General features: G+C 69.2%; 11 protein-coding genes and 1 pseudogene. 8 read left to right on the top strand and 4 right to left on the bottom strand.

What is annotated here, in order from left to right; all coding sequences use genetic code 11:
• Positions 1 to 121, top strand: a 121-nt coding sequence (locus G3N61_RS35785) for a Mut7-C RNAse domain-containing protein (RefSeq protein ID WP_241018064.1), incomplete at its 5' end; no start/stop codon positions are given.
• Positions 122 to 199: 78 nt separating this feature from the next.
• Here G3N61_RS35785 and G3N61_RS35780 read toward each other — a convergent pair.
• Positions 200 to 433 (bottom strand): hypothetical protein, encoded by a 234-nt coding sequence (locus G3N61_RS35780; protein ID WP_043185133.1) that lies wholly within the window; start codon positions 431 to 433, stop codon positions 200 to 202.
• 360 nt (positions 434 to 793) lie between these two features.
• Between G3N61_RS35780 and G3N61_RS35775 the strand changes: the two genes are divergently transcribed.
• Genes G3N61_RS35775 through G3N61_RS35760 form a run of 4 tightly spaced genes read left to right on the top strand, consistent with a single transcriptional unit; the run spans position 794 to position 5,051 of the window.
• The gene (locus G3N61_RS35775) at positions 794 to 1,999 is read left to right on the top strand and encodes an efflux RND transporter periplasmic adaptor subunit (RefSeq protein WP_205824720.1); all 1,206 of its coding nucleotides are present in this window, start codon (positions 794 to 796) and stop codon (positions 1,997 to 1,999) included.
• Positions 2,000 to 2,006: 7 nt separating this feature from the next.
• Positions 2,007 to 2,705 carry an ABC transporter ATP-binding protein gene (locus G3N61_RS35770; protein ID WP_027788609.1) on the top strand — a complete coding sequence of 233 codons (699 nt, stop codon included), beginning with the start codon at positions 2,007 to 2,009 and terminating at the stop codon, positions 2,703 to 2,705.
• Between the two features lie 21 nt (positions 2,706 to 2,726).
• Complete coding sequence (locus G3N61_RS35765) at positions 2,727 to 3,881, top strand: ABC transporter permease (RefSeq protein WP_205824719.1); 1,155 nt, start codon at positions 2,727 to 2,729, stop codon at positions 3,879 to 3,881.
• A gap of 3 nt (positions 3,882 to 3,884) precedes the next feature.
• Positions 3,885 to 5,051: an ABC transporter permease gene (locus tag G3N61_RS35760; protein ID WP_205824717.1), complete on the top strand. Its 1,167-nt coding sequence runs from the start codon at positions 3,885 to 3,887 to the stop codon at positions 5,049 to 5,051.
• 16 nt (positions 5,052 to 5,067) lie between these two features.
• Here G3N61_RS35760 and G3N61_RS35755 read toward each other — a convergent pair whose 3' ends face one another.
• The 3 genes from G3N61_RS35755 to G3N61_RS35745 form a co-directional block, all read right to left on the bottom strand.
• Positions 5,068 to 6,399 (bottom strand): carotenoid oxygenase family protein, encoded by a 1,332-nt coding sequence (locus tag G3N61_RS35755; protein ID WP_205824715.1) that lies wholly within the window; start codon positions 6,397 to 6,399, stop codon positions 5,068 to 5,070.
• Between the two features lie 17 nt (positions 6,400 to 6,416).
• On the bottom strand, positions 6,417 to 7,043 hold the full coding sequence (locus tag G3N61_RS35750) for a DUF2239 family protein (protein ID WP_205824714.1): 627 nt from the start codon (positions 7,041 to 7,043) through the stop codon (positions 6,417 to 6,419).
• Positions 7,044 to 7,168: 125 nt separating this feature from the next.
• Positions 7,169 to 7,900: a glutathione S-transferase gene (locus tag G3N61_RS35745; protein WP_205824713.1), complete on the bottom strand. Its 732-nt coding sequence runs from the start codon at positions 7,898 to 7,900 to the stop codon at positions 7,169 to 7,171.
• A 100-nt stretch (positions 7,901 to 8,000) separates the two neighbouring features.
• Between G3N61_RS35745 and G3N61_RS35740 the strand changes: the two genes are divergently transcribed.
• The 3 genes and pseudogenes from G3N61_RS35740 to G3N61_RS39870 all read left to right on the top strand — a co-directional run.
• Complete coding sequence (locus G3N61_RS35740) at positions 8,001 to 8,948, top strand: LysR substrate-binding domain-containing protein (protein ID WP_277405131.1); 948 nt, start codon at positions 8,001 to 8,003, stop codon at positions 8,946 to 8,948.
• 174 nt (positions 8,949 to 9,122) lie between these two features.
• A complete protein-coding gene (locus G3N61_RS35735; protein WP_089449717.1) occupies positions 9,123 to 10,463 on the top strand; it encodes an MFS transporter in 1,341 nt (446 codons plus the stop codon).
• A 64-nt stretch (positions 10,464 to 10,527) separates the two neighbouring features.
• Positions 10,528 to 10,967: pseudogene (locus G3N61_RS39870) on the top strand (hypothetical protein); the annotation flags it as partial.

Below are 10,967 nucleotides of genomic sequence, written 5' to 3'. Positions count from 1 at the left end.
CGCCGCGTGCGACGTATGCCGGCGCGTGTTCTGGGAAGGCTCGCACTGGCGACGCATGCGCACGGTGGTCGACGCGATGCGCGCGCCGCCACCGCCGCCGGCCGGCGAACGCGACGCCTGAAAAAAACAAAACCCCGCATGCGTGAACATGCGGGGTCTCGCGACTGGCGGCCGGCGGTGCCGGCCCCGGGCGAAGCGCTTAGTTTGCTGCGCCTGCGTCGTTCGTGCCGGCTGCCGATGCGGCGGCGGCCTTCGCCTTGCCCTTGGCCGAACCGTGGTGCTTCAGCTGGTGCTTCGGCTTGCTGTGATCCTTCTTGGCCGGTGCCGGAGCTGCTGCCGACGTGTCGGCTGCCGGCGCGGACGCCTGTGCGAATGCCGAAACCGATGCGAGTGCGAATGCTGCGGCGATGATCGAAGCGAGCGTCTTCTTCATTGTTCTTCCTTTAGCGGAGAAAAAATCAAACGTACCGGTAAGTAAAGATGCGAGGCATTCGCATCGGAGCCCCAGGCCGCGAGGCCGGCTTTCGCCGTTCCGTCGCGACAAAACCTGACGCACTGGTTCCATAACGCACCGCGTTCGCGGCAAGTTGACACGTTGCTTGCGCCCCTCGGGTTTCCCCGGGGGCGCACGCATATTCCCGTGCCGGCGACCGGTCCGGCCGTCGCCGCGGCGGCGCTGCAAACCCGCTCGCACGCCATCGGGGCGGCGCTTATACTGGCGTCCATCCGTCCCTTTCCCCGGAAACCGGATCGCGGCCGGTCGCCAGACCGCCGCCGTCTCGAGGCGCTCAAATTGCCCGATCACAATCTGGACAAACTGAAGATCGACCGGCGTCCGCTCGCACCGGCGCCCCGCCGGCGCCGGTGGCTGCGCTATGCGGTCGCCGCCGCGGTCGTCATCGTCGCGATCGCCGCCGGCCTCGCGCTGACCGGCCGGCCGGCGGTCGAAACCACGACCGTCACGTCCGCCTACCCGTACCAGAACGACACGCAACTCAATGCGACCGGCTACGTCGTGCCGCAGCGCAAGGCCGCGGTCGCGTCGAAGGGCCAGGGGCGCGTCGAATGGCTTGGCGTGCTCGAAGGCACGCGCGTGAAGAAGGACGAGATCATCGCGCGCCTCGAAAGCCGCGACGTCGAGGCCTCGCTGGCGCAGGCGCTCGCACAGGTGAAGGTCGCCCGCGCCAACCTCGGCGTCGAGCAGGCCGAACTGAAGGACGCCGAGATCGCGTTGCGCCGCACCTCGGTACTCGCGCCGAAGGGCGCCGTGCCGGCCGCGCAGCTCGACACCGACACGGCCCGCGTGAACAAGGCGCGCGCGTCGGTCAACAGTGACCAGGCCGCGATCGCGTCCGCCGAGGCCAACGCGCAGGCCGCGCAGGTCGCGGTCGACCAGACGGTGATCCGCGCGCCCTTCGACGGCATCGTGCTCGCGAAGCACGCGAACGTCGGCGACAACATCACGCCGTTCTCGTCCGCGTCGGACAGCAAGGGCGCCGTCGTGACGATCGCCGACATGGACACGCTCGAGGTCGAGGCCGACGTCGCCGAATCGAATATCGCGAAGATCCGCGCCGAGCAGCCGTGCGAGATCCAGCTCGACGCGCTGCCCGACATGCGCTTCGCGGGCCGCGTGTCGCGCATCGTGCCGACCGTCGATCGCTCGAAGGCCACCGTGCTCGTGAAGGTGCGCTTCGTCGACCGCGACGACCGCGTGCTGCCCGACATGAGCGCGAAGATCGCGTTCCTGTCGAAGCCCGTGTCGGCGCAGGACCGGCAGCCCGTGACGGCCGTGCAGGCGAGCGCGGTCGTCGAGCGCGACGGCCGGACGGTCGTGTTCGTCGTGAAGGACGACACCGTGCACGCGACGGCCGTGACGGCCGGCCTGCGGATCGGCGAACTCGTCGCGATCCGCGGCGTGAAGCCCGGCGACTCGGTCGTGCTCGCGCCGGGCACGAAGCTGAAGGACGGCGCGAAAGTGACCGTCGCGAAGAAGTAGCGCACGCGTGAACGACGCCCCGCCGCCCCTCGTCGAGCTCAGCCACGTCGCGAAGTCGTACCGGCGCGGCAACCAGATCGTGCCCGTGCTGACCGACATCACGCTCGACATCGGCGAAGGCGACTTCGTCGCACTGATGGGGCCGTCCGGCTCCGGCAAGAGCACGCTGCTCAACCTGGTGGCCGGCATCGACCGGCCCGACAGCGGCGAGCTGCGCGTGGGCGGGCTGGACATCTCGCTGCTCGCGGAGGCGCAGCTGGCCGAATGGCGCGCGGCGAACGTCGGCTTCATCTTCCAGTTCTACAACCTGATGCCGGTGCTCACCGCGTTCGAGAACGTCGAGCTGCCGCTGATGCTCACGCACCTGTCGCGCCGCGAGCGGCGCGAGCGCGTCGAACTCGTGCTCGACATGGTGAACCTCGGCGACCGGACGAGCCACTATCCGTCCGAGCTGTCGGGCGGCCAGCAGCAGCGCGTCGCGATCGCGCGCGCGCTGATCACCGATCCGGTGCTGATCGTCGCCGACGAGCCGACCGGCGACCTCGACCGCGCGTCGGCCACCGACGTGCTCGCGATGCTGCAGCGGATGAACGCCGAGCTCGGCAAGACGATCATCATGGTGACCCACGACGCGCACGCGGCCGGCGCCGCGCGCTCGCTCGTGCATCTGGAAAAAGGGGAGCTGATCGATGGGCACGCCGGCTGACCGGCTGCGGGAGCGCGCGCGATGTACGTGCTGAAGCTGATCGCGCGCAATGCGCTGCGGCACCGGCTGCGCACGCTGCTGACCGTGCTCGGGCTGACCATCGCCGTGCTCGCGTTCGGGCTGCTGCACACCGTGGTCGACGCGTGGTACGCGGGCGCGGCCGCCGCGTCCAGCGGGCGGCTCGTCACGCGCAACGCGATCTCGCTCGTGTTTCCGCTGCCCGTGAGCTACGAGAACCGGATCCGCGGCGTCGACGGCGTGACGGCCGTGGTCCGCTCGAACTGGTTCGGCGGCATCTACCGCGACCCGAAGAACTTCTTCGCGAGCTTCGCGGTGTCGGACAACTATCTCGACCTGTATCCGGAATTCATCATCCCGGCGCAGCAGCGCGCCGACTACGACCGCGACCGCCGCGGCTGCCTCGTCGGCCGCCAGCTCGCCACGCAATTCGGCTTCAAGATCGGCGACGTGATCCCGCTCAAGGGCACGATCTATCCCGGCACGTGGGATTTCGTCGTGCGCGGGATCCTCGACGGCCGCGACGACTCGACGATCACACGCCAGCTGGTGTTCCACTGGGACTACCTGAACGAGACGGTGCGCCAGCGCACGCCGAAGCAGGCCGACCAGGTCGGCGTGTTCGTGCTCGGCGTCGCGAACCCCGACGACGGCGCGTCGATCGCGCGCAACGTCGACGCGGTGTTCAAGAACTCGCTCGCGGAAACGCTGACCGAGACCGAGCAGGCGTTCCAGCTCGGCTTCGTCGCGATGTCGAACCAGATCATCGCGGCGATCCGTCTCGTGTCGTACGTCGTGATCCTGATCATCATGGCCGTGATGGCCAACGCGATGGCGATGAGCGCGCGCGAACGCACGGCCGAATACGCGACGCTGAAGGCGCTCGGCTTCGGCCCCGGGTTCCTCGCGCTGATCGTGTTCGGTGAATCGGTCGTGATCGCGGTGGCCGGCGGCGGGCTCGGGATCCTCGCGACGCCGCCGGCCGCCAGCCTGTTCAAGCAGGCGGCCGGCGGCATCTTCCCGGTGTTCAAGGTGTCGACCGAAACGGTCATGCTGCAGGCCGCGTGCTCGGTCGCGGTCGGCTTCGCGGCCGCGATCGTGCCGGCGTGGCAGGCGGCGCGCGTGCGGGTCGTCGAAGGCCTGCGGGCGATCGGCTAGACCATGGCGATCCCGCTCAACTACATCGCGCGCAACCTGTGGACCCGGCGGCTCACCACCGCGCTGACCGCCGGCGGGATGGCGCTCGTGATCTTCGTGTTCGCGACGGTGCAGATGCTCGACGCGGGGCTCACGAAGACGCTCGTGTCGACCGGCGAACCCGACAACGCGGTGGTGATCCGCAAGGGTGCCGAAACCGAGATCCAGAGTTCGATCGACCACCAGCAGGCCAACGCGCTCGAGATGCACCCGGCCGTCGCGCTCGGCCCCGACGGCCGGCCGCTCGTGTCGAAGGAAGCGGTCGTGCTGATCTCGCTGGTGAAGACGTCGACCGGCAAGCCGTCGAACGTCGTGATCCGCGGCGTGTCGCCGGCCGGCCTCGCGCTGCGTCCGCACGTGAAGCTCACCGCGGGCCGCCTGTTCACGCCCGGTTCGTCGGAAATCATCGTCGGCAGCGCGATCGCGAAAGGGTTCAGCGGCACGCAGCTCGGCGACAGCCTGCATTTCGCGCAGCGCGACTGGACCATCGTCGGCATCTTCGACGCGGGCGGCAGCGGCTTCGATTCGGAGATCTGGGGCGACGTCGACCAATTGATGCAGTCGTTCCGGCGCACCAGCTATTCGTCGGTGGTGCTGCGCATCCCGAGCGCCGACGGCTTCGCGCGCTTCAAGGCCGACATCGACGTCGACCCGCGCCTCACCGACGAGGCGAAACGCGAACAGACCTTCTATGGCGACCAGTCGAAGGCGCTGTCGAAGTTCATCAACATCCTCGGCATCACGCTGTCGACGATCTTCTCGATCGCCGCGATGATCGGCGCGATGATCACGATGTATGCGTCGGTCGCGAACCGCGTCGCCGAGATCGGCACGCTGCGCGCGCTCGGCTTCAAGCGCACCAACGTGCTCGCCGCGTTCCTGCTGGAAGCGCTGCTGCTCGGCTTCGTCGGCGGCGTCGCGGGGCTCGCATGCGCATCGCTGATGCAGTTCGCATCGTTCTCGACGACCAACTTCCAGACCTTCTCGGACCTGTCGTTCCGCTTCGTACTGACGCCCGCGATCGTCGTGAAGACACTGCTGTTCTCGCTGGTGATGGGGCTCGTCGGCGGGTTCCTGCCGGCGATGCGCGCCGCGCGGCTGAAGATCGTCGACGCGCTGCGCGCGCAGTGACGCGCCCCTCCGCCGCTCAACGTTCGCGCGACACCCACGCGCCGTGGAATCCGGCCGGCACGCGGCGCGGCAGATGCACGATCGCGACCGGCCCCGCGTCGATCGCGCGCGCATCGAGGATCACGACGTCGCTCGTATCCGTCGCCGCGCGGTAGACCATCACCAGCAGCCAGCCGTCGTCCTCGTCGACACCGCCCGGGCGCGGCACGAACACGGGCTCGCCGTTCTGGTCGCCGGGCGGCACCGCGTAATGCGTCGTCGTGCCGCGCGCGTGGTCGAAGCGCATCACGCCGCGCATTTCCGCGTTGTTCGGCTGCTCGACCGCATACAGGTAGCGGTAGCTGCGCCCGGTCCGGCTTTCGTTGATGCGCGGCAACTCGATGCCGCCATCGGCGAGCGGCCCTTCGTCGATCAGCCCGTTCGCCGTATCGATCACGTAGCGCCACAGCTCGCCGACCGGGTTGTCGGCGAAGCGGCCCGTACCCGCGTCGAGCCGCAGGAATGACGGATAGCGCACCGCATCGAGCACGATGCACGACGCGTCGCAGTCGTACGCGTTCACGACGTGCAGGATGAAGCACGGCTCGACGCCGAACCAGCGCACGGCGCCGCCGTGGCGCGGGAGCACACCGATGCGTGCGGGCCGGTCGTCGTGCCAGCGCAGCGGCATCCGATGGCCCTGCTTCAGCAGCGAGAAGTCGTAGCCGACGTTCAGGTCGAGCAGCAGGCTGCGGGTTTCGGTGATCGCGAGGTCGTGCATCATCGACGGCGCGCCCAGGTCGATCTCGATATCGACGCGTTGCACGCCCTGCGCGTCGGCAACGCCATAGCGCAGCCACGGCGCACGCCAGTCCGCGCGAAACGCGATCAGCTCGCCCGTGACCGGATCGACCTTCGGATGCGCGGTCATCCCGCCGCCGAAGCCCGCGTGCCGCGCCGGCACGCCGAGCGAATCGAGCCCCGGCGTGATCGCGAACGGCGCGCCGCCCTCCGACAGCGCGAGCAATTCGCCCGCGTGCTGCAGCACGCTCACGTTCGGATTGGTGTCGGGCAGTTGCGGCGCCGCTGCGGGCGCATGCACGGCGGCCCAGCGCTGCGTGCGTGCCCAGCGGTTCCGGTAGCCGGTCGCGCGGCCGTTGTCGAACGCGATCGCATGCAGCATCGCCGCTTCCGGCCACCACGACAGCACGTCGTTCCCTTCGAAGCGGCCGCCCGGCGGATTCGGGCCGTTGCGCAGCAGCGTGCCGGCAAGTTCGTGCGGGATGGCGCCGGTCACGCGCAGGTCGACGAGATCGACCTCGTCGGCGACCGGCGCGATCGCGCCACTGTTCAGATCGAATACGGTCATTGCGTCAAATGCTCCGTTCAGCAGTCTTCGGTAGACGGCGGCAGCTCGCCGCGCGCCAGCGCGAGCGCGTGGTCGCGCACATCGTCCGGCCAGCCGGCGATCAGCTCGGTGAGCCGTGCCGGGTCGTTTGCATACAGCGCGCGCGCGGCCTCCTCGAAACCGGGCAGGTCGCCCGCCATCGCCGACATGAAGTGGTACGCACGCGCCTGCGCATCGCGGAGACGATCGGCCGCCGCATGCGTGCGCCGTGCGTCCTCGACGAGCTTGCGCAACGCGACGGACGCGCCGCCCGGCTGCGCGGCCAGCCAATCCCAGTGACGCGGCAGCAGCGTGACCTCGCGCGACACGACGCCGAGCTTCGGCCGGCCGCGGCCGCGCTGTTCGCCCGCGCCGGCCTGCTCGCCGGCGGTGCCGGTGGCATCGCCCGACGGCGGCGCATAGCGCGCGCGGATCTCGTCCGCCGTGCCGCGCAGGTCGAGGTCGATCGAGCGGCCCGTCGCATCGTCGAAGATCAGGATCGTGCCGGTCATCGCATCGCCGGCCGCCTGCCGGACCGCAAGCGCGACCGTCGCGAGCGGGCCCGACGCGAGTCGCCGGTGGCCGTCGAACGCCGTATAGGAAGGAAGCAGTGTGGTGGTGGTCATCATGGTCGCCCGCAGGCTGGAATCGGAATGACGCTATTTTTATCCGGGTATAAATGAGATGTCAATATTATCCGGGTAAAAATTGTCGGCGACGCGATCCATCCTTCGGGCGATCACGACACCGGTCAGATCGCCCTGGCCGGCATCGCGATGCCGCGTGCGCTTGCCAGCGCGTCGTCGAGCGACACATGCCCATCGAACGACGACGACGCCGGCAGCGGCAGGTTTTCCTCGATCGCCTGCGCGAACCGCACGCCTGCATCGTCGGCGAGCCGTGCACGCAGTGCGGCGATGCGCGGGAACGTTTCGGGCTCGAACACCGCGTGATAATCGGCCCAGCGCGCGATCCCGGCGAAGTACGCGTCGGCCAGCGTGCGCTGTGCGCCCAGCAGCCACGGGCCGTCACCGCGCTCGAGCATCGCCTCGAGCTGCCGGTGCGCCTTCAGCACCTTGCCGCGGCCGTACGCCTGCAACGCCGCTTTCTCGGCGCCTGCGGAGTCGTGTTCGTACACGTACCAGAGCGCACCGAACGCGTTGAAGAACGTCGTGTTCAGCCACGCGAGCATCCGGTTCAGCCGGTCGAAATCCGCGCTGCCCTGGCGGAACGCGAGGCCGCTGTCGAGCGCCTGCGCGCCGATGTGGCCGAGGATCGCGAGGCTTTCGGTCAGCACGTCGCCGTTCGCGGTCACGAACGCCGGGGTCTCGGCGACGGGGTTCAGCGCGAGGAACGCGTCGCTCGTCACGACGCCCGGCATCGAGATGCGCGACAGCCGGTACGGGCGGCCGATCCATTCGAGCGCAACGATCGAGCCGAACGAGCAGCCGGCGGGAATGCCGTAGAGAAGGATGGGAGACATCGGGAGATTCCGCAGAAGTTGAACGAGCGGTCATGCTCCCACGGCGAACGATGGCGCAGTAGCCGCTAAAATCGAAACCCGTCGTTTCTCCATATGGACGCTGGAAGTGAACCTGAACGATCTCTACCTGTTCGTGCAGGCGGTCGACGCCGGCAGCATGTCGGCCGCCGCGCGCCGGCTCGACCTGCCGAAATCGACGGTCAGCAAACGTGTTGCCGAGCTCGAGCGCACGCTCGGCGCGCGGCTCGTGCATCGCACGTCGCGCAGCTTCCGGCTCACGCCGGTCGGCGCCGAATTCTTCGAACATGCCCGCGCAGCCGTGATCGAGGCCGAAAGCGCGCGCGACGCGGTGCTGCGGCAAGCCGCCGAGCCGGCCGGCGTCGTGCGGATCACGAGCTCGGTGCCGGTCGCGCAGCACATCCTCGCGCCCTGCCTGCCGGCGCTGGCGATCGCGCACCCGAAGCTGCTGCTGCAGATTCACGCGAGCGACCGCCTCGTCGACATCGCGCAGGAAGGCTTCGACATCGCGGTGCGCAGCCATTTCGCGCCACTGCCCGATTCCGCGCTCGTGCAACGGCCGCTCGCGGCATCGCCGATCATCGCCGTGGCGTCACCGGCCTATCTCGCGCGTGCCGGCACGCCGGACGCGCCGGCCGATCTCGCGCAGCATGACGGGCTGCAACCGGGCCAACAGCCGTGGCGGCTGCAACGCGGCGGCGACACCATCGACGTGATGCCGCGCCTGCGCCTGCAGGCCGACGAATCGACGCTGCTGCTGCAGGCGGCGACGGCCGGCCTCGGCATCGCGTGCCTGCCCGACTGGATCGCCGGCGCCGCGCTCGCGTCCGGTGCCCTCGTGCGCGTGTTGCCCGGCTGGTGCGCCGGCACCGTCACGACGACGCTGCTGATGCCGCACCGGCGCGGCCAGTTGCCCGGCGTGCGCGCCGCCGTCGAGTTTCTCGCGCAGCACGTGGCGCGCCATCACGGCCCCCCCTGCGGACGACGCACGGGCCTGAGCGATCGCCCGACCGATCGATTCAAATCCTGAATCGATCAAGTCAGCAATTGGCATGAAGGCGCAAATTTCGACATGACAGAATGGCCCGGACGCCCTGCCCTCCGGCAGCGGCGTCCGGCCTCCGGCCGGCAGCACCTACACGAATAGCGCGCACTGACGCGCCTGCCGCACGACGGCACCTTCCGCCCTTCGGAGGAGACAGTCATGAATCCGCTTCAAGCGCTGCCGGCGTCCGCGTCGGCAACGGCCCGGCGCACGCGCGTGCGCTGGCTGGTGCTGACCGTCCTGTTCGCGGTCACGACGATCAACTATGCGGATCGCGCGGCAATCGCGATCGCGGGCCCGAGCCTTGCCCGCGCACTGCACCTGAGCCACGTGCAGATCGGCTTCATCTTCTCCGCGTTCGGCTGGTCGTACGTGGTCGCCCAACTGCCGGGCGGCTGGCTGCTCGACCGCTACGGGTCGCGCATCGTCTACGCGTTCAGCATCTTCTTCTGGTCGCTGTTCACGCTGCTGCAGGGCTCGATCGGCTTCTTCGGCGGTGCGGCCGCGTTCGCGCTGCTGTTCGGGCTGCGCTTCCTGGTCGGCGCGGCCGAGGCGCCGTCGTTCCCGGCCAACAGCCGGATCGTGTCCGCGTGGTTCCCGGCCGCCGAGCGCGGCACCGCGTCGGCGATCTTCAACGCCGCGCAGTACGCGGCGACCGTCTTGTTCGCGCCGTTGATGGGCTGGCTCGTGCACGCGTTCGGCTGGCAGTCGGTGTTCGCGGTGATGGGCGTGCTCGGCTTCGCGTTCGTCCTGGTGTGGAACCGCACGATGTACGACCCGAAGGACCACCCGAACATCAACCGCGCGGAACTCGACTACCTCACCGAAGGCGGCGCGCTCGTCAACATCGACCAGGCGACGGGCGGACGCGACGGCGGCCCGTCGATGCGCCACGTGAAGGCGCTGCTGAAGAGCCGGATGTTGATCGGCGTGTACGTCGCGCAGTACTGCATCAACGCGCTCACCTATTTCTTCATCACGTGGTTTCCCGTCTATCTCGTGCAGGCGCGCGGGATGTCGATCCTCAACGCGGGGCTCGTCGCGTCGATCCCGGCCGTGTGCGGGTTCCTCGGCGGGATTCTCGGCGGCATCGTGTCCGACGGGCTGCTCAAGCAGGGCCGCTCGCTGTCGGTCGCGCGCAAGGTGCCGATCGTGTTCGGCATGCTGCTGTCGATGTCGATGATCGTCTGCAACTACACCGATTCGCATGTGCTCGTCGTGCTGTTCATGGCGCTGTCGTTCTTCGGCAAGGGGCTCGGCGCGCTCGGCTGGGCCGTCAACGCCGACACCGCGCCGCGCCAGATCGCAGGCTTGAGCGGTGCGCTGCTCAACACGTGCGGCAACCTCTCCAGCATCACGACGCCGATCGCGATCGGCTACATCGTCGACCGCAGCGGCTCGTTCAACGGCGCGCTGGTCTATGTCGTCGCGCACGCGCTCGTCGCCGTGATCTGCTACCTGTTCGTCGTCGGCGAGATCCGCCGCGTCGAGCTTCAATGAACGACGCGGGCCGCGCCGGCCTGGCCGGCGGCCCGCGCGCACTTCCGGAACCAGGAGAGAACCGATGTCCGAATCAAGCCGTGCCGGCACCCCGCGCGTCACGCGCATGCAGGTGATCCCCGTCGCCGGCCGCGACAGCATGCTGCTCAACCTGTGCGGCGCGCACGCGCCGTACTTCACGCGCAACCTCGTGATCCTCGACGACAGCAGCGGACACACCGGCGTCGGTGAAGTGCCGGGCGGCGAAGGGATCCGCCACGCGCTCGAACGCATGACGGATCGCGTGGTCGGCCAGTCGATCGGACGCTATCAGGCGACGCTCAACGCGGTGCGCGCGGCGTTGTCCGGCGCGGACGCGGGTGCGGGTGCGGGTGCGGGTGCGCGGCGCCGAGCGTGCGCTGTCGTGCGGCGTCGACGAAGTGAACCTCGTGATGTCGATGAGCGAAAGCCACAACCGCGCGAACCTGCGGATGACGCGCGAGCAATCGTTCGCGCAGTTGCGCG

This window comes from Burkholderia sp. Ac-20349 (assembly GCF_017104865.1).
Classification (GTDB): Bacteria; Pseudomonadota; Gammaproteobacteria; order Burkholderiales; family Burkholderiaceae; genus Burkholderia; species Burkholderia aenigmatica.
The sequence above is the reverse complement of the archived record's forward strand: the minus strand, read 5'-3'. Positions and strand labels throughout refer to the sequence as shown.

Excerpts from the sequence above, each read along its gene's own strand:
- G3N61_RS35735 (WP_089449717.1), top strand. The coding sequence starts at position 9,123 with ATGAATCCGCTTCAAGCGCTGCCGGCGTCCGCGTCGGCAACGGCCCGG.
- G3N61_RS35755 (WP_205824715.1), bottom strand. The coding sequence starts at position 6,399 with ATGACCGTATTCGATCTGAACAGTGGCGCGATCGCGCCGGTCGCCGAC.
- G3N61_RS35750 (WP_205824714.1), bottom strand. The coding sequence starts at position 7,043 with ATGACCACCACCACACTGCTTCCTTCCTATACGGCGTTCGACGGCCAC.
- G3N61_RS35780 (WP_043185133.1), bottom strand. The coding sequence starts at position 433 with ATGAAGAAGACGCTCGCTTCGATCATCGCCGCAGCATTCGCACTCGCA.
- G3N61_RS35745 (WP_205824713.1), bottom strand. The coding sequence starts at position 7,900 with ATGTCTCCCATCCTTCTCTACGGCATTCCCGCCGGCTGCTCGTTCGGC.
- G3N61_RS35760 (WP_205824717.1), top strand. The coding sequence starts at position 3,885 with ATGGCGATCCCGCTCAACTACATCGCGCGCAACCTGTGGACCCGGCGG.
- G3N61_RS35765 (WP_205824719.1), top strand. The coding sequence starts at position 2,727 with ATGTACGTGCTGAAGCTGATCGCGCGCAATGCGCTGCGGCACCGGCTG.